Consider the following 21,538-nt stretch of genomic DNA (forward strand, 5'->3'; position numbering starts at 1 on the left):
CCCGGCGGCCGTCGCCGTCGGATCTACACACGTCCCGGGCGGAGCCGTGGGCGGACTTACCACACTCGGTCGCGAACACCCGTCTATGTCGCTCCCGGTCGGCCTCCTACCCGTCTTCGCGTTCGTCCTCACGGTCGGCGTGTCGGTCCCGGCGACGCTCGGCGCGCACCTCGCCCTTCGCGCCGGCGGGTCGTTCGGGTCCGCGCTCCGGGGGGCACTGGTCGAGGCCGGCCTCCTCTACCTCGTCGGCGTCGGCGTCATCCACTTCGTCGCGGGCGGCGGGTCGCTGTGGGGCGGGACGACGATGCTCGTCGTCGTCGGGCTCGCCGCTGCGGTCGTGTTGGTGGCGCTCCCGCTCGCTGTCGGACGGTGGGTCGTCGGCCGCGTACGGAACCTCGGTCCCGACGAGGCGCTCCGGTTCGCGGCGTACGGCTGGCCGGTCGCCGCGGCCGCGGTGTTCGGCGTGTTCGTCGCGCCCGCCGGCCCGGGTCCCGCGGGCGGGCACCTGCTCTCGCTCGGCGGCCCGACGACCTGCCTCGCGGGGTTCTGTGGGGTCCCCGTCTCGCTGGCGGCCGCCGCGGCGCTCGAACTCCTCGTCGCCCTCGTCGGCCCCGGCGTCGTCGGGGCGGCGGTCCACGCCTCGGTGGCGCGGACGCGCCGGGCCGCGCGGTCGTAGCCGGGTCGCGCCCTCGCGCGTCGCTCGACCGCGAACCGCGGGGAAACGACCAACACGCCGCGCGCGATACTGAGACCCATGCGCGTGCTCTCCGACGACGACGTGGCGGGTCTGCTCTCGCTGTCGGACCTCCTGTCGGTGGTCGAGGCGGCGTTCGTGAAACAGGGCCGGGGGGAGGTCGAACGCCCCGACCGCCCCCACTTCCCGGTGGGCGAGGGGCTCGACGGGCGGACGGAGCCGGCGGGCACCGGGCTGACGATGCCCGCGTACGTCCACGGCGCGGAGGCGTACGCGACCAAACTCGCGTCGGTCCACCCCGACAACCCCGAACGGGGGCTGCCGACCATCCACGCGCAGGTGGTCGTCACCGACGCCGAGACGGGCGACCCGCTCGCGCTCCTGGCGGGCGAGCGGGTGACGAACGCCCGGACGGGCTGTATCGGCGGGCTGGCGGCCCGCCACCTCGCCGCGGGCGACGGTCCCGTGACCGTGGGCGTCCTCGGCGCGGGCGCGCAGGCGCGGTGGCAGACCCGCGCTATCGACGCCGCCCGCGGCGTGGCCGACGCGCGGGTCCACTCGCCGACCCCGGCGTCGCGGGCGGACTGTGCGGCCGACCTCGGAGAGAGCGGAATCGACGCGACGGCGGTCGAGTCGGCCGACGCGGCCGTCCGCGACGCCGACGTGGTGGTGACCGCGACGACGAGCCACTCGCCCGTGTTCGACGGCGACGCGCTCGCGCCGGGGACGCTCGTCGTCGCCGTCGGCGCGTACACCGCGGAGGCGCGCGAACTCGACGACCGGACGTTCGAACGCGCCGCGCGCGTGTTCGCGGACGTGCCCGAGGAGGTGGCCGAGATAGGCGACGTCGCGGACAACGGCGTCAACCCGGCGGAGTTGGTCCCGCTGTCGGCGGTGTTCGAGGGCGACGCCGGCCGGGAGCGCGACGACGAGATACTCGTGGTCGACAGCGTCGGCTCGGCGGTGTTGGACGCGGCGGCCGCGGTCCACCTGTACGACGCGGCGGTCGAGGCGGGCGTCGGGAGCGACGCCGACCTCTGAATTCGGTCCGTACCCGGTTCGTGCGCGACCCGGCCCACCCGCGGACGCGACCCGGTCCGCACTCGGACGCGACGCGCGACGCTACTCGTCTTCGGTCGGCGCGACGCCGCGCCTGCTCGCGTCGACGTCGAGGTCGATGTCGAGACTCTCCAGCAGTTCCTCCGCCTCCTCGCGCTTCTCCTGGTGCTCTTCGAGGAACTCGCGCATGAGTTCGGCCGCCTGCTCCTTGCAGCCGCCACAGAGGCGCTCGCCGCCGACGCACTCCTCGTACACCTCCTCGGCGAACCCGTCGTCGTCGCCCGCGAGCAGGTAGGCGTACAGTTCGTACACCGGACACTCGTCCGCGCGCCCGCCGAGTTCGCGCTGCTCCTCGGCGGTGTCCCGGCCGCCGGTGGTCGCGGCCCGCACCTTCTCGTACCCCTCCTCGGGGTCGTCCAGCAGCGAGATGTGGCTCGCGGGAATCGACGACGACATCTTCCCGCCGGTCAGGCCGGTCATGAACCGGTGGTAGAGCGACGACGGCGAGACGAAGCCGTAGCCGCCGTTGTCGACTTCCACCTCCCGAGCCAGCTCCTCCGCCTCGGCGCGGTCCATCTCGAACGAGTCGGCGTGCGCCTCGAACACGCGCTTTTCGCCGTCGATGGCCTCGACCAGCGCGTCGAACGCCTCGTCGGTCGCGTTGCGGTCGAGGAAGCGCACGCGGGGGCGGAGCGGCTCCATCCCCGCGTTCTCCAACTTCTCGACCGCCGACTCGCGGGCGGCCCCGAACTCCGGGGCGGCCGCGGGGTCGTCCGCGGTGCCGGTCGGGTCCACGTCGACCCCGTCGAGCCACGCCGCCGCCTCCTCACACCGCGGGCGGTCGGACTCTTCGGCGTACTCCTCGCGCGCCTCGTACGCCCGACGGATCAGCGTGCGCTCGGCGGCGTCGGCCTCGAAGCTCGCGAACGCCTCGGTGACTCTGAAGTAGCGCATCTTCGCCGCGAGGTCGCGCGCGAACCGGACGTGCGGGTCCTGGTCGGGACCGACCGGGATGACCGTCGGCTTGGGTTCGTCCAACTGGGGGTAGAGGATGTCCGCCATCTGGGTGACGACCGACTGCATGTGCGACACCGAGGTGGAGCCGTCGAAGCCGTAGATACCCTCGAACTCCGCGAACCGCGCCTTCCCGCCGAGTTCGAACGCGAGGTCCTGTAGCTCCCGGTTCGTGGACTGTCGGTACAGCTCACCCTCCTCGGGGTCGAACCCCAACGCGATGAACGACAGCAGGTAGTCGCGGGCGTGTTCGTCTATCTCCTCCCACGTCAGCCCGCGCGCCGAGTGGGCTTCCAGGTCCGCGATGAGGCCGTAGGTGTCGGCGCCCTGCTGTTGGTGGTAGATGAGTTCGTCGAACACCAGTTTGTGGCCGATGTGGGGGTCGCCCGTCGGCATGAACCCCGAGAGCGCGGCGGCGTCCTCGCCCCTGCGGAGCGCCTCCGCGACCGGGCGGTAGTCGCGGTGGCCGAAGATGACCCCCCGGCGCATCAGGTAGTGGGGTTCGGGCACCTCGTCGATGACCTCGTCGAACTCCTCGATGCCGAACTCCTCGAACAGTTTGCGGTAGTCGTCGACGCTCGCCGACCCCCACGGGTCGAGCACGACGCCACCGTCGGACGCGGTCCGACGCACCTCGGCGTCCGACGACTCCTCGCCGCCGTCGGTCGCCGCGCTCGATACCTCGTCGTCGTCGGTGCTCCGCTCGGAGTCGGACGCGTGGTCGTGTTCGTCGCTCATGGGGTGAGTCGTGCGACCGTCAGGTACGCGAGCGAGTCGTCGCCGGCCAGCGCAAAAACCATTCGCTTCCGCACGCCGCCGGCGAGGCGAACGTCCTCCGCCAGGTCCCGGAGGTGGAAGCGGTGGTCGGGCTGGACCACCCGCACGAGCGCCTCCGAGTGGGGGAGGTCCGAGACCGACTCCACCGCGTCGTACGTCCGGAAGTCGGCGCCGAATTTGTACCCCGTCTTCGGCACCACCCCCCTGTCGCGGAGTTGGCGGTACACCGACAGCCGGCGGTCGAACCGCTCGCCCTCCACGGCGCGGCCGCGGTCGCACACCGCCTCGGCGTCGAGCGACAGCGCGTCCCGGTCGGCAAGGTCCGCCGCTTCGACCAACGAGAGGTGGAGCGCGTCGACCACCGCGGCGTCGCGGCCGGCGACCGGCTGACCGTAGAAGCCCGACTCGTAGAGGTCCTCGGGCGGGTCCCAACAGACGACGCGGTCGTCCATCAGGTCGGCGTCGACGCCCGCGGGCGAGTCGAACTCGGTCGCGCCCGCGAACCCGCCGCCGGACCCGCAGTCGAAGTACGTCACCTCGCTCTCCTCGTCGACGACCGCGAGCACCCGACCCGCGAGGTCGGCCGCGGGGAGTTCCTGCCGCTCGCCGGCGACCCGAACCCGGTGGGCGACTTCCCCGCCCGGCTTCTCGCCGCGCGCGAACACGACCAGGTCGACCGCCGGGTCGCCGACCGCCCCGGCGCCGGGCCAGCCGTCGCGCGCCGGCGCGACGTAGAACCCCCGCTCGCGGAGGTCGGCGTACACGAGAAACCGGGCGGCGAACCGGTCGACCGCGGCCACGGAGTCGGCGAAGAAGGCCCGGAACGCCGCGCCGTCGACCGCGTCGAGGTCGCCGCGGTACAGCAGGTGGGCCGCCTCGACGCGCGCGAGCGTCACCTCGTCGCCGTCGGCGCGGCCGTAGCCGCGGGCGTCGTGGAACCGCTGGCGGGCGTCGCCCGAGACGACGACCCCGTCGCCGCGGAGTGTTCCGTTCATCTGGCGGGTCTGGGGGTCCGTCCGGGTTTAGGGCCTCCGGTCCGCGGGCGGTGGTACGCCCCCGAGGGGCTATCACACTCTAGAGCGTGCTCGGGCACGTCGTGTACGCGCTCCCGGTCACCGTCGGCTACGCGCTGCTGGCGGTGTCGGGGTAGACGGGTAACGAACGTCCGGGCCCGCGTTACTCGTCGGCCTCGCCGGTGTTGAGCCGGTAGTACGTCGTCGTCGACCCGTCGTCGCCGGTCCGGATCTCCTTTTCGGTGACCGTCTCCTCGGCGACGAGTTCGTCGAGCGCCTCGTCGACGTCGTCGACCACCATCCCGCTGGCGGCCAGGTCGCCCGTGAGGTCGACCAGTTCGTCTTGGATCTCGGTCAGCGTCTCGCGGATCGTCTCCGGCCGGGCGTCGTCGCCGAAGTCAACGCCGCGGACGATCTCGGGTCTGGTGTACGCGCTGTCGACGTTCTCCGAGAGGAACGCGACGATCAGGTCCTTCTCGGTCTCGTACTCGCCGACGGGCGTCGTCTCCGCCGCGCCGCTGTCCGCCCGGCTCCCCTCGTCCCACTCGTCGTCGGAGATCGGCATACGCGGGCGTCGGCCCGGCGCCGTATCAACGTTCGGCCGCGCCCGGGCGCCGGGTAGTCGGCTCACGGCCCCGCGTTCGTCGCGCTCGCGCGTTCGCAGGTGCCGTCGAGACACCGGACGCCCGTTCCCGTCTCGAACAGCGGCAGCCCGCAGGCGCACGTGCCGACGAGTTCGCCCGCCGGCACGGAAAAGGCCGTCTCGCAGTCGGGGTAGCCGTCACAGCCGAGGAACGTCCGCCCGCGGTGTTCTCTGACGCACAGGTCGCGCCCGCAGTCGGGGCAGTCGAACCGGCGGTCGAGCGCCTCCCGCACCGCGTCGGCGAGCGACTCGCAGGCGTAGTCGACACAGAGGTCGAACGACTCGCCGCGCGCGACCCGCATCAGCGGCAGGCCGCAGTCGTTGCAGGTGCGGTCGTCGTACACCGTCGCGCCCGCGGGCAGGCCGTACCGCTCGTCACAGCCCGGACAGACCACGTCGCCGCCCGCGCGGACGAGCGCGGCGCCGCAGTCGGGGCAGTCGCCGACGGGGACGCCCGCGTCGGTGACCGCGAACGCGGCGCGCCGGCCGGGACCGTTCGAGCGGACCCGCAACAGCCGGTCGCCGTCGCGGGCGGTCAGCGCGAACCCGTCGTCGTCGCTCTCGACGGTCAGGCTCTCCGGCCGGGTGAGCCACGCGACCGGCTGGTAGCCGTCGGCGTCGTGGACGAGGACGGTCCGGTCGGGTTTCGCGAGCGCGAGCACGCGGCCGCGCTGGGTCCGCTCGCCGTTCGGGGCGTCGAACTCGGTGGTGCAGTCGCCGGCGAAGACGCGGAGGGTCTGTGGCATGTGGGGCGTCTGGCCGCCTCATCCGGTTTGAACGTCCGGCCGGTCGCGGTGGCGCGCTCGGGTCGACACGCGGCGAGTGCGCTGTCGACCCGGTCGGCTCGCGGCGGCGCGCCGTCCGGGTTCGCCCGCGGCGGGGGTCACCGACGCTTATGCGCCCCGGGCCGTGACGGAGAGTGTGAGCGACTCCTCCGACTCCGGACCGGACGCCGGCGCCGCCTCCGGCACGGACAGCGCCGCCGGCACCGACACCGCGGACGCACCCGACACGGCCACGTCCGGCGCCGCCGCGCCCGCGGCGGCCGCCGAGGGAGAGCCGGTCGTCGTCTGTTTCGACATGGACGGCGTGCTGGTCGACTCCGAGGACTACTGGCATCCCGCCCAACGCGAGGAGATATTCCCCGCCGTCCTCGACGGCGCTCACCCGGACCTCGACGAGGTGACGGGGATGAACTACCGCGAGATGTACGCCTACCTCGACGGGGAGTACGCGACGGCCGTGAGCGAGTCGGAGTTCGTCGCCGTCTACGACGAGGCGGCCGAGACCATCTACGGCGAGGAGGTCAGCCTGCTCGCCGGCGCGCGGGAGTTCGTCGCCGACCTCCGCGCCGGGGGGGTGCCGGTCGCGCTGGTGTCGTCGTCGCCGCCGACGTGGATCGGGACCGTGACCGAGCGGTTCGACCTCTCGTTCGACCTCGTCCGCTCGGCCGACGAGTTCGACGGCCCGGGGAAGCCCGACCCCGGCATCTACGAGGCCGCGGTCGCCGGACTGGGCGGGGTCGCCGAGCGGGCGGTCGTGGTCGAAGATTCCGAGCACGGCGTGCGGGCGGGCGCCGCCGCCGGCGCGTACACGATAGCGTACCGCGACGACCACAACGCCGACACGGACCTCTCGGCGGCCGACGAGATAGCGGACTCGCCCGAGGACCTGTTCGAGGCGGTGCGTCAGGCCACGCGGACGCTCCGCGACTCTCGCTCGGGCACGAGCGGGAGTTCGGGGTAGACCACCTCGACGGCGTACTCCACCGCGTCCTCGCCGGGCGGGCCGAACACGCCGACCGGGACCGCCGTCTCGTCGCCCTTGCCGAGGTAGAGCGTCTTCTCGTGCATCTCGACGCCGTTGGCGGTCACCCTGATACCCGCGCGCGCGCCGCCGCCGCGGTTGTGCACCGTCACCTCGCGCATCTCGTTCTCGCCGGCGCCCACCCGGTCGGGGAACGCGCCCCACTCGACGGTCGCCCGCGGCAGCCCGCGCGCCTGCTTCACGACGCGGTCGGCGACCCCCTCCGAGAGCCCCGCGCGGACGAGTTCCGCCGCGCCCGCCTCGACCACGTCGCCGGGGGTGGCGAGCCCGCCGGTCGCCAGCCGCTCGGCGCGGCCCGACCCGACGCCCTCGATGGCGGTCAGGCCGACGGCGTCCGCGGGCACGCCGTGTTCGATGCGAGCGCGCGTCCGGGCGGCGAGGTTGGCGGCGTCGGGACCGGCGAACTCGTCGAGGAACTCGCGGAGCGCGCCCAGCAGGCGGAGCGCGTTCTGGCGGATCACCCACGCGTCCGAGCGGAGGTCGGAGGGCGTCCGGTCGTCGACTGCGGCGCGGAGGATGGCGAGCACCTTCCGGTTGCCGCCCTCCAGGTCGGCGTCGTCGGCGCCCGACAGCACCCGGTCGACCGCGTCGGTCTCCGACGACCGCGCGGACACCGAGTCGAACTCCGCGGCGCCCGCGACCGTCCGGAGCACCGCCGCCTCGTCGACCCGGTCGCGGTCGGCCAGCCGGCGGAACCGCTCCGCGGTCTCCAGTCGGAGGTAGTACTTCGAGGTGAGCCGGCCCAGCGGCGTCCCCTCGACGGCCAGGTCCGCGTCGGTGGTGACGAACCCGCGGGAGACCAGCGAGTCGAGCGTGTCGCGGACCCGCCCGCGCAACCCGTCGAACTCGTACTCGTCGGGCTTCGACCGCGCGCGGACGTAGTAGAACGTGGTCTCGATCCAGTCCATCACGTCCTCCAACCCCGCGATGGTGCCGAGCGCTATCTCCGCGTTGAGGTGCGACTCCACCTCGGCGGCGAGTCGCGACTCTATCTCCTTGCCCTCCCGGAGCAGCCGGCGGTACTTGTCGGCCTCCGAGCGGTCACACACCACCCAGCCGTAGCCCACGTCGTCGTAGTCGGGCCGGCCCGCGCGGCCGAGCATCTGGAGCACGTCGAGCGGCGAGACGTCCACCTCGCCCTCCAGCGGGTCGTGGTGTTTCGTGTCCCGGATGATCACACAGCGCGCGGGGAGGTTCACGCCCCACGCGAGCGTCGACGTGGAGAACAGCAGTTGGATCTTCCCCTGTTTGAACCACTCTTCGACCCGGTCGCGGTCGTGTTTCGAGAGGCCGGCGTGGTGGAAGCCGACGCCGTCGGGCGCGGAGTGGCGCAGCGTCTCGTTGTCGAGTTCCTTCGCGTCGGTGTGGAAGTCGTAGTCGCCGCGCGCGCCGATGGGGACGTCCCGCTCGGCGAGTTCGTCGCGCGCCTTCTTGGCGGCCATCACGGCGTCCTGTCTGGAGGAGACGAAGGTGAGCGCCTGCCCGCCGTCGCGGACGTGCGGCTCCGCCAGGTCGAGCGCGCGGTACAGCCGGCGGTACTTGTCGGCGAAGGTGTTCTCGCCGTGGGTGTACGTCTTGACGCCCGTCTCCAGTTTCACGGGGCGGTACTCGTCGCCGAACTGGAACGTGGTCTCGGGCGGGGCGTCGAGCCACTCCGCGACGTCGCCGACGTTCGGCATCGTCGCCGACAGCGCGACCACGCGCGGGTCACAGATGCGGCGGAGCCGCGAGACGGTGACTTCCAGCACCGCCCCGCGGCGCTCGGAGTCGAGGAGGTGGACCTCGTCGATCACACAGCAGGTCACCTCGGAGACGAAGCGGTAGCGGGCCGACTCGTGTTTTCGGGTGGCGGAGTCGGCCTTCTCGGGCGTCATCACGAGGATGTCCGCCCGCTCGGCGCGGCGGGGGTTGAGGTCGCGTTCGCCCGTGACGACGTACACCGAGTAGCCGAGTTCCTCGAACCGCTCCCACTCGGACTCCTTCTCGTTGGTGAGCGCGCGCATCGGCGCGACGAAGAGGGCGGTACCGCCCGCCCGCAGCGTCTCGCAGATGGCGAGTTCCGCGAGCGCCGTCTTGCCCGAGGCGGTGGGGGCGGCGGCGACCACGTTGTCGTCCGACTCGACGATGGCGGGGAGCGCCTCCCGCTGCATCCGGTTGAACTCCTCGAAGCCGAACGCGTCGGCGAACTCCGGGACCGCGTCCGCGACCTTCATCGGCGAGTACCCGGTGTGCGTGTGCGTATCGATGTGCGCGTGAGCATGGCGGTGGCCCTGACTGGCGGGTCCCCGCGCGTGGCGGCGCTGTCGGTGCCCGGGGACCGCGCCGGTGACTGTGTAGTATCCGGGCGCTGTCGCGGATAGACCTTTCCTTCCGCGCGGCACTCTCCGGTGGTCGGTCCGCCCCGGTGGGGCGCGCGTCGTCCCCCGAGACGACCCGGACGCGGGGGTCTCGCTGCTCGACCGTCCCGAACCGCGGTTCGCGCTCAGAACTCCTCGACGTGCGGCCGGAGGTCGAGTTCGAGCGTCCACGCGCTGGGGTCCTGTTCGACGAGGTGCCAGTAGCTGTCGGCGATGGCGTCGGGGTCGAGATACTCCTCGGGGTCGTCCACCTCGCGGTCGGGCGGGCGGATGCCGCCGTCGACGACGACGTGTGCGACGTGGACCCCCTCGGGTCCGAGTTCGCGGGCCATCGACTGTGCGAGCCCGCGCGACCCGAACTTCGCCATCGAGAACCCCACCGCGCCCTCGCGCCCGCGCACGGCCGTGGTCGCGCCGGTGAAGATGACCGTTCCACCGCTCCCGCTCTCGCTCCCCTCGGCGTCGCCGTCGAGCATGTCGGGGACCGCCTCGCGCGCACAGAGGAACCCCGCCCGCGGACCCACCTCGTAGGCGCGGTCGAACGCCTCGCGGTCGGTGTCGAGCAGGCCCGTCCACGAGGCGGCGCTGGCGTGGTTGACGAGCACGTCCACCGGCCCGAGTCGCTCGCGGACCGTCTCGAACGCCGCCGCGACGTCGTCGGGGTCCGCGAGGTCGGTCGGCACCGCCGCCGCGTCCGTCGGCAGGTCGGCGGCGAGTCCGTCGAGGTAGTCGCCGCTCCGCGCAAGCAGGCCGACGTCACAACCCTCGGCCGCGAACCGCCGCGCGACCGACTCGCCGAGACCCGGACCGACGCCCGCGATGACTGCCGTGGTCACGGTCGACGCTCGGCCGGCGCGGTATTAGATGTACGGGGGCGTCCGTACCCGCGTCCGGCCGTGTCGACCGACCCCGCGCGACCGAGTCGTTTAACAGCCGTTCGGGGGAACTACCGGTGGAATGCCCAGTGGAGACTACGACCCCGACACCGTCGAGCCCGAGTGGCAGCGGCGCTGGGTCGAGACCGACACCTACGCGTACGACGAGGACGCGGCGACCGACCCGAACACCGTCTTCTCCATCGACACGCCGCCGCCGACCGTATCGGGGAGCCTCCACTGGGGCCACGTGTACGGCTCCATCCTCCAAGACACCGTCGCGCGGTTCAACCGCATGCGCGGCGAGGAGGTGTTCTTCCCGTTCGGCTACGACGACAACGGCATCGCCTCCGAGCGGCTGACCGAGGAGGAACTCGACATCCGCCACCAGGAGTTCGAGCGCCGGGAGTTCCAGCGCAAGTGCCGGGAGGTCTGCGAGGGGTACGAGGCGGAGTTCACCGCGAAGATGCAGGACCTCGGAGTGTCGATCGACTGGGACAACACCTACCGGACGATCGAACCGCGGGTCCAGCGGATCTCGCAGCTGTCGTTCCTCGACTTATACGAGCAGGGGCGGGAGTACCGCGAGAAGGCGCCCGCGATCTGGTGTCCCGAGTGCGAGACCGCCATCTCGCAGGTCGAGACGGAGGACGACGAGCAGGACAGCCACTTCCACGACATCGCGTTCGCGCTCGCGGGTTCGGACGGGGACGCCGACGGCGACGCCGAGACGTTCACCATCTCGACCACGCGGCCCGAACTCCTCCCCGCCTGCGTCGCGGTGTTCGTCCATCCCGACGACGACGACAACCAGTCGCTCGTCGGCGAGTCCGCCGAGGTGCCGCTGTTCGGACAGGAGGTGCCGATCATCGCCGACGACCGGGTCGACATGGAGACGGGGTCGGGCGTCGTGATGTGCTGTACGTTCGGCGACCAGAACGACATCGAGTGGTACCAGGCGCACGACCTCGACCTCCGGGTCGCGATCGACGAGTCGGGCCACATGACCGAGGAGGCGGGCGAGTACGAGGGGCTCCACTCGGGGGAGGCCCGCGAGGCCATCGTCTCGGATCTGGACGACGCGGGCGCGCTGCTCGACCGGCGCGCGATCACCCACACGGTGAACGTCCACGAGCGGTGCGGGACGCCCGTCGAGTTCCTCGTCACCGAACAGTGGTACGTCGAACTCCTCGACCGCAAGGAGGAGTACCTCGATGCCGGCCGCGAGATGGACTGGTACCCCGAGAAGATGTTCACCCGGTACGAACACTGGATCGAGGGGCTACAGTGGGACTGGCTCATCTCGCGGCAGCGCTCGTCGGGCATCCCGTTCCCCGTCTGGTACTGCGCCGACTGCGACGAACCCGTGATGGCCGACCGCGCGGACCTGCCGGTCGACCCGCTGTCGGACGACCCGCCCGCGGACGCGTGTCCCGCGTGCGGGCACGACGAGTTCGTCCCCGAGGACGACGTGCTCGACACGTGGGCCACCTCCAGCCTGACGCCGCTGATCAACGCCGGGTGGGACTGGGACGACGACGCCGGGGAGTTCACCATGGAGCGGCCGGAACTGTACCGATTCGACGTGCGCCCGCAGGGGCACGACATCATCAGCTTCTGGCTGTTCCACACCGTCGTCAAGTGTTACGAGCACACCGGCGAGACGCCGTTCGACTCGGTGATGATCAACGGGATGGTGCTCGACGAGAACCGCGAGAAGATGTCCAAGTCGAAGGGGAACGTCGTCGCACCCGACGAGGTGCTCGCGGAGTACCCCGTCGACGCCGCGCGCTTCTGGGCCACGGGGAGCGCGGTGGGCGACGACCTGCCCTACCAGGAGAAGGGGCTGCGCGCGGGCGAGAAGCTGATGCAGAAGCTGTGGAACGCCTCGAAGCTCATCGACTCGCTCACGCCCGAGACGGACCCCGACGTGGACGAGGGGGACCTCCGGGAACTCGACCGGTGGCTGCTCGCCGAACTCGACGACGAGGTGGAGCGCGCGACCGACCTGTTCGAGCAGCGGGCGTTCTCGAAGGTCCGCGACGGCCTGCGGAGTTTCTTCTGGCACACGTTCTGTGACGACTACCTCGAAGTCGCCAAGACCCGGGTGCGGGAGGCGGAGGACGGCGACCCCGCGGCGGCGTACACGCTCCGGGTGGCCCACCGCCGGTTCCTGAAGCTGTTCGCGCCGTTCCTCGCCCACGAGACCGAGGAGCTCTGGAGCGAGATGTACGCCGAGGCGGACGTGGGCGACGGCGGGTCGGTCCACCGCGCCGAGTGGCCCGAACCGCTGGGGGTCGACGCCGACCGCGCCGCGGGCCGGACCGCGATGGCGGTCGTCGGCGCGCTCCGCCGCTACAAGAGCGAGCGGGGGCTGCCGCTGAACGCGGAACTCGACCGCGTCGAGGTGTACGGCGAGGGCGACGTGGCGTCGTTCGCCGACGACGTCCGCGGCGTGATGAACGTCGCCGACCTCGACGTGCTCGCGGAGGCGCCCGAGATAGAGACCGTCGTGTCCGGGGTCGACCTCGACTACTCGAAGGTGGGTCCGGAGTTCGGCTCGAAGGTGGGCGACATCGACGCCGGTATCGAGTCGGGCGAGTACGAACTCGCCGACGGCGAACTCCGGGTCGCGGGCGAGACGCTCGGCGCCGACCTGTTCGAGGTCGAACGCGAACGCCGGTACGCGGGCGAGGGTGACCTGCTGGAGGCGGAGGACACCGACGCGGTCGTCATCGTCCACGACGAGTAGCGGGTAGCGTCGCCCGGGACGGCGCGGGCCGCGCGTCCGCACACACTTTTGTCGGCGCTCGTCCGACGGACCGCATGGACAGACGCGACCTCTCGCTCGGCGGGTTCACCGTGTTCGGGGTGGTCCAGGTCGGACTCGCGCTCCCGTCGTTCCTCGCCGACCCCGGACTCTCGGAGGGGGTCGGCCTCCTCGCCGGAGTTCTGGTCGCCGGACTGTTCGGGACGTACCTGGTCCGCGGCGACGACGTGAACGGGTTAGCGCGCCGGCCGCTGTTCGTCGCCGTGGGCGTCGCGACGGGTGCCCTCTCGGTCGGGGTCGCCGCGCTCGCGCTCGTCGGGTGACGCTACAGGTCGGCGCCGACGGCGTCGGAGACGGAGTCGAAGCCGTCACGCTCCAGTAGGTCGAGCAGGCCCTCGTTGATGTCGCGTGCGACCGACGGTCCCTCGTAGATCAGGCCGGTGTACAACTGGACCGCGCTCGCGCCCGCGCGGAGCTTCCGGTAGGCGCCCCCGGCGTCGGAGACGCCGCCGACGCCGACCACGGGCGCGTCGGTCCGTTCGGCGACGAACCGGACCAGCGAGGTGGCGCGCGCCTCGATGGGGTCGCCCGACAGGCCGCCGCGCTCGGCCGCGTTGCGGCTCCGGAGCGTCGACGGCCGCTCGGTCGTCGTGTTGGTGGCGACGACGCCGTCGAGGTCGAGGTCGTCGACCACCGCGAGGGCGTCCTCGACCGCCGGTTCGGGGAGGTCCGGGGAGAGTTTCACCAACAGCGGGTCGGCGCCCGCGTCGCGGAGCGCCCCGAGGATGGACTCGAGCGCGTCGCGGTTCTGGAGCGAGCGCAGCCCCGGCGTGTTGGGGCTGGAGACGTTGACCACCACGTAGTCCGCGTGCGCGCCCACGCGCTCGTACGTGTAGAGGTAGTCCTCGGCGGCCTCGGACAGCGGCGTGGCCTTCGACTTGCCGACGTTGACGCCGACGGGCACGTCGGGCAGCGGGTCCGCGGCCAAGCGCGCGCCCACCGCGTCCGCGCCGTCGTTGTTGAACCCCATCCGGTTGACCAGCGCGCGGTCCGCGGGCAGGCGGAATAGCCGCGGTCTGCGGTTGCCCCGCTGGCGGTCGGCGGTGACGCCGCCCACCTCGACGTGGCCGAACCCGAGCGCCGCGAGCAGTCGCGGGACGCGCGCGTTCTTGTCGAAGCCCGCGGCGACCCCGACCGGGTTGTCGAGTTCGACCCCGAATGCCTCGGTGGCGAGACGGGGGTCGTCGACGACGTACCGCCCGCGGAGCGCCGTCTCGACGGACGTCCCCTGGGCGGCCCGCATCAGCCGCTGGGTCGTCTCGTGGACGGTCTCCGGGGGGAGCGCGAACAGGGCCGGCTTGAGCAGGTCGTACGCCCGCATCTACTGACGCACGGCTGTCGGAGGTTATGAAAACGTGGGATACGGGGCGGCAAGCTAGAAGTCGTGTTCGACCTCGTCCGGGTCGGCCTTCTGGATGATGATCTTCCCGTCGCGGACGCGGACGAACACCTCGTCGCCGATGTCGAGGCCCGCAACGGCAAGTTCGTCCTCGTGGAGGTTCACGTGGACGTTGTGGTACTCGCCGTTCTCGTCTTTGGCGCCACTCGGACTGAGTGTCTTTTTCCGGACCATCGCGCTTTGTTACCGCACGATTCGCCGTACGAGATACATAAGTGTTGTTTACGCTATCGGGCGCCGTACTGGCACGCGCGCGCCCGACAGCAGGCCCACTCGGACCGTGGGGGCGGCGCATCAGAGGGGAAAACCGCCCGCGAGCGTCGAGGTAGTATAAGTGTCTTTCCCCGGGTAGCCCTCACATCCCCGATATATTTATAACAGAGTATGTGTTGGCCTCACACGGAGGAAAAACCATGGTACGTGAGGACGGTAAGCGGAACTTCGCGCTTCGACAGACCAACGGATCGGAGGAGAGCGTGTTCTCGGGGAACACCCCGCGGCAGGCCGCGCTGAAAGCGGCACGCCGGCTCGAACCCGGGAGTTCGGAGGAGTCGGCCGAGCGGGTCGAACTCCAACTCCGCGAGAAGGGGACCGACAAAGTCCACATCTACGAGGGCTGGGCGTGGCACGAGACCGCGCCGGACAACAAGCCCGACTGGATGCCCGACGAGATAACCGAAGCGAACGTCTCGAAGAAAGGTATCGAACACCTCGAGAGCTGAACCGCGGACGACGCTGTTCTTTGGCTCCTCCTGCCCGCCACCGGGGCGTGCGCGGTTCGCGCACCGTCCTCCCGGGGCGTGACTCCCACTCGTCGTAGCCCGGGCTCGACCGAACGGATGGACCCGCGATACTGGCCGAACGTACACGGTCCTGGATGAGTCGCGTCACCGTGAAACCGCATGACGGAGGCGGTTCGAAACGACGACCTTATCCGTAACCCTCCCATCCGAAGAAATGCGAAGGTCGCACGGTGCGGCCGTGTGACGCCGGCACGCCCCTTCGGGGCGCTGTCGAAGCTCGAATCCGACGCCCTTATACGTACGAGGGCATTCGGACGATACACGCGATCGATGGACCCCGTCGGGGTCGCGTCGAACGCAGTCCGATGCCCTTATACGTACGAGGGTGTTCGGATGAAGTACGCGGTCGGCACGTCCCTTCGGGACGATGTCGAAGTCGAGTTCGACGCCCTTATACGTATGAGGGCGTTCGGATGAGATGCGAAAGACACGCTGCGAACCTCCGTCCGGTTCACTCCGGTCGGGTTCGCCGCTCGAATGGACTTCGACGGGGTTAAGTACCCCGACGAAGTACGTTCATATCCGCAAGAAATGAGGATTCCGCCCCTGCGGTCCGCCGCAAGACGGTATCTGATGTTAGCCTCGATGGTTCGGTGACACCCGGTTGGTGTCGCCGAGCCCGGACCACGCAATATGGTGAACCACGTCTTTGACGTGATTCCCGCCACCCGCTCCACTCTGTGGAGCAACATTCCGGTTGATCCTGCCGGAGGTCATTGCTATCGGGGTCCGATTTAGCCATGCTAGTTGTACGAGTTTGTACTCGTAGCGAATAGCTCCGTAACACGTGGCCAAACTACCCTACGGATCGGCATAACCTCGGGAAACTGAGGCTAATTCCGAATACGGTTCTCACGCTGGAACGCCGAGAACTGGAAACGTTCCGACGCCGTAGGATGTGGCTGCGGCCGATTAGGTAGACGGTGGGGTAACGGCCCACCGTGCCGATAATCGGTACGGGTTGTGAGAGCAAGAGCCCGGAGACGGAATCTGAGACAAGATTCCGGGCCCTACGGGGCGCAGCAGGCGCGAAACCTTTACACTGCACGCCAGTGCGATAAGGGGACCCCGAGTGCGAGGGCATACAGTCCTCGCTTTTCTGAACGGTAAGGCCGTTCAGGAACAAGAGCTGGGCAAGACCGGTGCCAGCCGCCGCGGTAATACCGGCAGCTCGAGTGATGACCGATCTTATTGGGCCTAAAGCGTCCGTAGCCGGCCGGGCAAGTCCGTCGGGAAATCCACCAGCTCAACTGGTGGGCGCCCGGCGGAAACTGCTCGGCTTGGGACAGGAAGACCCGAGGGGTACGTCCGGGGTAGGAGTGAAATCCTGTAATCCTGGACGGACCGCCGATGGCGAAAGCACCTCGGGAGGACTGATCCGACGGTGAGGGACGAAAGCTGGGGTCTCGAACCGGATTAGATACCCGGGTAGTCCCAGCCGTAAACGATGTCTGCTAGGTGTGGCACTGGCTACGAGCCAGTGCTGTGCCGTAGGGAAGCCGTGAAGCAGACCGCCTGGGAAGTACGTCCGCAAGGATGAAACTTAAAGGAATTGGCGGGGGAGCACTACAACCGGAGGAGCCTGCGGTTTAATTGGACTCAACGCCGGACATCTCACCAGCTCCGACAGTAGGAATGAAGGTCAGTGTGATGAGCTTACTAGACCTACTGAGAGGAGGTGCATGGCCGCCGTCAGCTCGTACCGTGAGGCGTCCTGTTAAGTCAGGCAACGAGCGAGACCCGCGTCCCTAATTGCCAGCAGTACCCTTGTGGTAGCTGGGTACATTAGGGAGACTGCCGCCGCTAAGGCGGAGGAAGGAACGGGCAACGGTAGGTCAGTATGCCCCGAATGAGCTGGGCTACACGCGGGCTACAATGGTCGAGACAATGGGTTCCTACCCCGAGAGGGGACGGTAATCTCACAAACTCGGTCGTAGTTCGGATTGTGGGCTGAAACCCGCCCACATGAAGCTGGATTCGGTAGTAATCGCGTGTCAGAAGCGCGCGGTGAATACGTCCCTGCTCCTTGCACACACCGCCCGTCAAAGCACCCGAGTGAGGTCCGGATGAGGCTCCCGTTGGGGAGTCGAATCTGGGCTTCGCAAGGGGGCTTAAGTCGTAACAAGGTAGCCGTAGGGGAATCTGCGGCTGGATCACCTCCTACTGACCGGGACCAGGGCGATGCCCTGGCCCACCTTCGCTTGGTCCGGCTCGCGACGCCGACCGGGCACCTTCGAACCATCGAGGCTTCAGACCCCCCGAGTGGGGGTGGGCCCGTAGCTCAGCGGTAGAGTGCCTCCTTTGCAAGGAGGATGCCCTGGGTTCGAATCCCAGCGGGTCCATGTCCTCGGGGTTGCTCGGTTCGAACCGCTCCCCTTAAGTGGGAGAGGACGAAACGAGGAATCCCGAAGCAAGACCGATGCACCATCCCGCGAGAGCGCGGTTGGGAAGGGTCGAACACGGACCACAGTCAACGGCTGTGGGCGTGTGATGAGACCGTGTGTACGTGCAATCCAGACGCCCACTGGACCCGTTCATCGGGACCAGTGATCATCAGTAATGGCTACTGTGCCAGCTGGTGGATGGCTCGGCTCGAGAGCCGACGAAGGACGTGCCAAGCTGCGATAAGCTCCGGGGACCCGCACGGAGGGTAAGAACCGGAGATCTCCTAATAGGAATCCTCTCGCAATTGCCTTGCGCAATGGGGAACGCTCCGAATTGAAACATCTTAGTAGGAGCAGGAAGAGAAAGCAAACCGCGATGTCGTGAGTAACGGCGAGTAAAAGCGATACAGCCCAAACTGAAGCCCTCACGGGCGATGTGGTGTTCGGGCTGGTAACAAGCGGTCCGTGGTTACGAGAAGTCTCCTGGAACGGAGCGCGATACAGGGCGACAGCCCCGTACCGTACCCACGGTCCGCGGACCAGTTCCCAGAGTAGCGGGGATCGGATATTCCTCGTGAACTTCCCAGGCATCGACTGGGAAGGCTAAACACTCCTCGAGACCGATAGCGAACAAGTAGCGTGAGCGAACGCTGAAAAGCACCCCGAGAAGGGCGGTGCAATAGGGCCTGAAATCAGTTGGCGATGGAGCGACGGGGCACGAAAGGTCCCATGTGGAACGACCGAGGTGCGAACCTCCTGTAGGACTCATGGGAAGCCGCTGTTCCGTCGTACGTTTTGAAAAACGAACCAGGGAGTGTGTCTGTTCGGCGAGTCTAACTCGATCATCGAGGAAGGCATAGGGAAACCGATACGGCCGCAGCGCTTTGCGCGAGGGCCACCGTGTTCAAGCGCGGGGAGTCGAACGGACACGACCCGAAACCGAGTGATCTACGCGGGGGCAGGGTGAAGCGCGCCGAAAGGTGCGTGGAGGCCCGTTAGGGTTGGTGTCCTACAATACCCTCCCGTGACCTGCGCGTAGGGGTGAAAGGCCCATCGAACTCGGCAACAGCTGGTTCCAACCGAAACATGTCGAAGCATGACCTCTGCTAAGGTAGTCCGTGCGGTAGAGCCACCGATTGGGAGACCCGACTCCGAGAGGAGTCGGCCTCCCTGTCGAACTCCGAACGTACGGACGCCACGGAAGCAGGGAGTCCGGTGTCCCGGGGTAAGCTTGGGCACCATGAGGGGAACAACCCAGAGCCTGGTTAAGGACCCAAAGTGTGGACTAAGTGTGATTTGAAGGTAGTCTCGAGCCCTAGACAGCCGGGAGGTGAGCTTAGAAGCAGCTACCCTCTAAGAAAAGCGTAACAGCTTACCGGCCGAGGTTTGAGGCGCCCAAAATGATCGGGACTCAAGTCCACCTCCGAGACCTGGCGGCGCGGTTGACACCGCGATCCTGTAGGTTGGCGTTCCGTTTGGGTGGAAGCTCGGGCGAGAGTTCGAGTGGACCGAACGGGAACGAAAATCCTGGTCACAGTAGCAGCGATATTCGGGTGTGAACCCCGAAGGCCTGAAGAGTAAGGGTTCCTCGGCACTGCTAATCAGCCGAGGGTTAGCCGATCCTAAGTCCCGCCGTAATTCGAACGGGACAAAAGGGTAACTGGTTAATATTCCAGTGCTACCACGCACTGAAAGTCGACGCTTTGGAGTCGGCTGAGCCGGACTTTCGTCCGGTCGAATCGTCGAAGCCCGTGGAAGCCGTAATGGCACGAAGCGGGCGAATGTCGAGACAGCGTAAGTCAGCTCAATCCGGAGCCCGTGAAAAGACGAGCGTGGTATTCGTACCGAGATCCGACACAGGTACTCTGGCAGAGTAAGCCAAGGCCAACGGGAGCAACCGACGTTAGGGAATTCGGCAAATTAGTCCCGTACGTTCGCAATAAGGGATGCCTGCCCTCCACGGGGCAGGTCGCAGTGACTCGGACGCTCCGACTGTCTAGTAACAACATAGGTGACCGCAAATCCGCAAGGACTCGTACGGTCACTGAATCCTGCCCAGTGCGGGTATCTGAACACCTCGTACAAGAGGACGAAGGACCCGTCAACGGCGGGGGTAACTATGACCCTCTTAAGGTAGCGTAGTACCTTGCCGCTTCAGTAGCGGCTTGCATGAATGGATCAACGAGAGCGTCACTGTCCCAACGTTGGGCCCGGTGAACTGTACGTTCCAGTGCGGAGTCTGGAGACCCCCAAGGGGAAGCGAAGACCCTATAGAGCTTTACTGCAGGCTGTCGCTGGGACGTGGTCGCTAACGTGCAGGATAGGTAGGAGCCGTTACACAGGTACCCGCGCTAGCGGGCCACCGAGGCATCCGTGAAATACTACCCGTTAGTGACTGCGACCCTCACTCCTGGCGGAGGACACCGGTAGCCGGGCAGTTTGACTGGGGCGGTACGCGCTCGAAAAGATATCGAGCGCGCCCCAAGATTTCCTCACGCGGGTCGGGAACCCGCGGAAGAGCGCAAGAGCAAAAGGAAGTCTGACAGTGTCATTCCCAACGAGTGACGCTGACGCGAAAGCGTGGTCTAGCGAACGGACCAGGCCTCTCCATGAGGCCGGTTTACGACAGAAAAGCTACCTTAGGGATAACAGAGTCGTCACAGGCAAGAGCACATATCGACCCTGTGGCTTGCTACCTCGATGTCGGTTCCCTCCATCCTGCCCGTGCAGAAGCGGGCAAGGGTGAGGTTGTTCGCCTATTAAAGGAGGTCGTGAGCTGGGTTTAGACCGTCGTGAGACAGGTCGGCTGCTATCTATTGGGGGTGTTACGGTACCTGACGGGAACGTTCGTATAGTACGAGAGGAACTACGAATGGTCGCCACTGGTGTATCGGTTGTCCGAGAGGGCAGATGCCGAGAAGCTACGCGACACGGGGTAAGAGCTGAACGCATCTAAGCTCGAAACCCACCTGGAAAAGAGGTACCACCGAGGTCACTCGTAGAAGACGAGTTCGATAGACTTGGGGTGTACGCGCCGAGGCAACGAGGCGTTCAGCCCACGAGTACTAACAGACCGAGCCACACTCATGCACTGGCCCGTGTGAACGGGTCCAGGCGTTAACTGGATTGCACGTACATTACGGTCTCCGACCGACGCAGGCGTACATCGGATCGTTCCCGATGGTCGGCCTTAAGGCGGCCACAGCGGCGGGGGAACACCCGTACCCATCCCGAACACGGAAGTTAAGCCCGCCAGCGTTCCGACGAGTACTGGAGTGCGCGAGCCTCTGGGAAACCCGGTTCGCCGCCTACCACTCATACCAACATTCGAGCCCGGCAGAGCATCCGCTCTGCCGGGCTTTTTTCATATTCAGCGACACGGAGCATCTCCGCTCCGTGGGGTACGGCGATACGCTTACGAGCGAGTCCTCCGATCGATCCCCGTGACCGACCAGTTGTCCGACGATCGACTCGTCCAGGTGCGCGAGTCGACGGGTGAAGCACTGGCCGGGTCGAGCGACCCGGTCGTCGAACTTCGGTTTCTCACCGAGGGGGCCCGGCGGGGGGAAGTCGCCGACGGAGTCGGGTGGCTCCAGGCGTACGCCGTCGGCGACGGGTACGTCGTGACGGACGCGGCGCCGACGTGGTCCAACTGGTACGTCGTCCCCGAGCGACGAATCGGGGAGTTGCTGGCCGAACTGGCCGGCGACTCGTGGGAGGTGCGGTCGTGTTCGATCGAGCCGGAACCCGACTGGCTGTCGCGGTACCGCTGAGCGGACGCACGTCCGACTTCCGAGCCGTCGGCGGGTGCGAGCCGCTCTCCCGCCGGCGTGCGGTTCCGCAACGTCTAAATCGCCCGGCGG

15 protein-coding genes, 1 tRNA gene and 3 rRNA genes are annotated in these 21,538 nt (G+C 68.3%); 11 read left to right on the forward strand and 8 right to left on the reverse strand.

What is annotated here, in order from left to right; genetic code table 11:
* Positions 1 to 85 precede the first annotated feature (85 nt).
* Complete coding sequence (locus tag K933_RS11455) at positions 86 to 676, forward strand: hypothetical protein (protein WP_023394900.1); 591 nt, start codon at positions 86 to 88, stop codon at positions 674 to 676.
* Between the two features lie 78 nt (positions 677 to 754).
* Positions 755 to 1,735: an ornithine cyclodeaminase family protein gene (locus K933_RS11460; RefSeq protein ID WP_023394901.1), complete on the forward strand. Its 981-nt coding sequence runs from the start codon at positions 755 to 757 to the stop codon at positions 1,733 to 1,735.
* An 81-nt stretch (positions 1,736 to 1,816) separates the two neighbouring features.
* On the opposite strand, the gene K933_RS11465 is transcribed toward K933_RS11460, so the two are convergent.
* The 4 genes from K933_RS11465 to K933_RS11480 form a co-directional block, all read right to left on the reverse strand.
* The gene (locus K933_RS11465) at positions 1,817 to 3,505 is read right to left on the reverse strand and encodes a tryptophan--tRNA ligase (RefSeq protein ID WP_023394902.1); all 1,689 of its coding nucleotides are present in this window, start codon (positions 3,503 to 3,505) and stop codon (positions 1,817 to 1,819) included.
* A complete protein-coding gene (endA, locus tag K933_RS11470) occupies positions 3,502 to 4,539 on the reverse strand; it encodes a tRNA-intron lyase (protein ID WP_023394903.1) in 1,038 nt (345 codons plus the stop codon). The genes K933_RS11465 and endA overlap by 4 nt, the downstream gene beginning before the upstream one ends.
* A gap of 181 nt (positions 4,540 to 4,720) precedes the next feature.
* On the reverse strand, positions 4,721 to 5,122 hold the full coding sequence (locus K933_RS11475) for a hypothetical protein (protein ID WP_023394904.1): 402 nt from the start codon (positions 5,120 to 5,122) through the stop codon (positions 4,721 to 4,723).
* Between the two features lie 62 nt (positions 5,123 to 5,184).
* Positions 5,185 to 5,946 carry a topoisomerase DNA-binding C4 zinc finger domain-containing protein gene (locus tag K933_RS11480; RefSeq protein ID WP_023394905.1) on the reverse strand — a complete coding sequence of 254 codons (762 nt, stop codon included), beginning with the start codon at positions 5,944 to 5,946 and terminating at the stop codon, positions 5,185 to 5,187.
* 175 nt (positions 5,947 to 6,121) lie between these two features.
* Here K933_RS11480 and K933_RS11485 point away from each other — a divergent pair, with 175 nt between their 5' ends.
* Complete coding sequence (locus K933_RS11485; RefSeq protein ID WP_268744628.1) at positions 6,122 to 6,946, forward strand: HAD family hydrolase; 825 nt, start codon at positions 6,122 to 6,124, stop codon at positions 6,944 to 6,946.
* On the opposite strand, the gene K933_RS11490 is transcribed toward K933_RS11485, so the two are convergent.
* Positions 6,889 to 9,240 (reverse strand): DEAD/DEAH box helicase, encoded by a 2,352-nt coding sequence (locus tag K933_RS11490; RefSeq protein ID WP_023394907.1) that lies wholly within the window; start codon positions 9,238 to 9,240, stop codon positions 6,889 to 6,891. The two genes, K933_RS11485 and K933_RS11490, sit on opposite strands and share 58 nt — an antisense overlap.
* A gap of 269 nt (positions 9,241 to 9,509) precedes the next feature.
* Positions 9,510 to 10,220, reverse strand: a complete 711-nt coding sequence (locus tag K933_RS11495; RefSeq protein WP_023394908.1) for an SDR family NAD(P)-dependent oxidoreductase — start codon at positions 10,218 to 10,220, stop codon at positions 9,510 to 9,512.
* 121 nt (positions 10,221 to 10,341) lie between these two features.
* Here K933_RS11495 and K933_RS11500 point away from each other — a divergent pair, with 121 nt between their 5' ends.
* Positions 10,342 to 13,011, forward strand: coding sequence for a valine--tRNA ligase (locus K933_RS11500; protein WP_023394909.1), 2,670 nt, complete (start codon positions 10,342 to 10,344; stop codon positions 13,009 to 13,011).
* A 74-nt stretch (positions 13,012 to 13,085) separates the two neighbouring features.
* Positions 13,086 to 13,352 (forward strand): hypothetical protein, encoded by a 267-nt coding sequence (locus tag K933_RS11505; protein WP_023394910.1) that lies wholly within the window; start codon positions 13,086 to 13,088, stop codon positions 13,350 to 13,352.
* Between the two features lie 2 nt (positions 13,353 to 13,354).
* Here the strand turns inward: K933_RS11505 and K933_RS11510 are convergent, their stop codons facing one another.
* Both K933_RS11510 and K933_RS11515 read right to left on the reverse strand, forming a co-directional pair.
* Positions 13,355 to 14,410, reverse strand: a complete 1,056-nt coding sequence (locus K933_RS11510; RefSeq protein ID WP_023394911.1) for a quinone-dependent dihydroorotate dehydrogenase — start codon at positions 14,408 to 14,410, stop codon at positions 13,355 to 13,357.
* A 54-nt stretch (positions 14,411 to 14,464) separates the two neighbouring features.
* Positions 14,465 to 14,662: an AbrB/MazE/SpoVT family DNA-binding domain-containing protein gene (locus K933_RS11515; RefSeq protein WP_023394912.1), complete on the reverse strand. Its 198-nt coding sequence runs from the start codon at positions 14,660 to 14,662 to the stop codon at positions 14,465 to 14,467.
* Positions 14,663 to 14,901: 239 nt separating this feature from the next.
* Between K933_RS11515 and K933_RS11520 the strand changes: the two genes are divergently transcribed.
* From K933_RS11520 to K933_RS11545, 6 genes are all read left to right on the forward strand, one after another.
* On the forward strand, positions 14,902 to 15,210 hold the full coding sequence (locus tag K933_RS11520; protein ID WP_023394913.1) for a non-histone chromosomal MC1 family protein: 309 nt from the start codon (positions 14,902 to 14,904) through the stop codon (positions 15,208 to 15,210).
* A gap of 771 nt (positions 15,211 to 15,981) precedes the next feature.
* Positions 15,982 to 17,453: ribosomal RNA gene (locus K933_RS11525) — 16S ribosomal RNA — on the forward strand.
* 108 nt (positions 17,454 to 17,561) lie between these two features.
* Positions 17,562 to 17,633, forward strand: a tRNA-Ala gene (locus K933_RS11530).
* 212 nt (positions 17,634 to 17,845) lie between these two features.
* Positions 17,846 to 20,762 (forward strand): 23S ribosomal RNA (locus tag K933_RS11535).
* A gap of 104 nt (positions 20,763 to 20,866) precedes the next feature.
* Positions 20,867 to 20,988 (forward strand): 5S ribosomal RNA (gene rrf / locus K933_RS11540).
* Together the 16S, 23S and 5S rRNA genes with 1 tRNA gene alongside form the textbook arrangement of a ribosomal RNA operon.
* A gap of 130 nt (positions 20,989 to 21,118) precedes the next feature.
* The gene (locus K933_RS11545) at positions 21,119 to 21,448 is read left to right on the forward strand and encodes a hypothetical protein (protein WP_023394914.1); all 330 of its coding nucleotides are present in this window, start codon (positions 21,119 to 21,121) and stop codon (positions 21,446 to 21,448) included.
* Positions 21,449 to 21,538: the final 90 nt, after the last annotated feature.

The organism is Candidatus Halobonum tyrrellensis G22 (assembly GCF_000495475.1).
GTDB classification, from domain to species: domain Archaea; phylum Halobacteriota; class Halobacteria; order Halobacteriales; family Haloferacaceae; genus Halobonum; species Halobonum tyrrellense.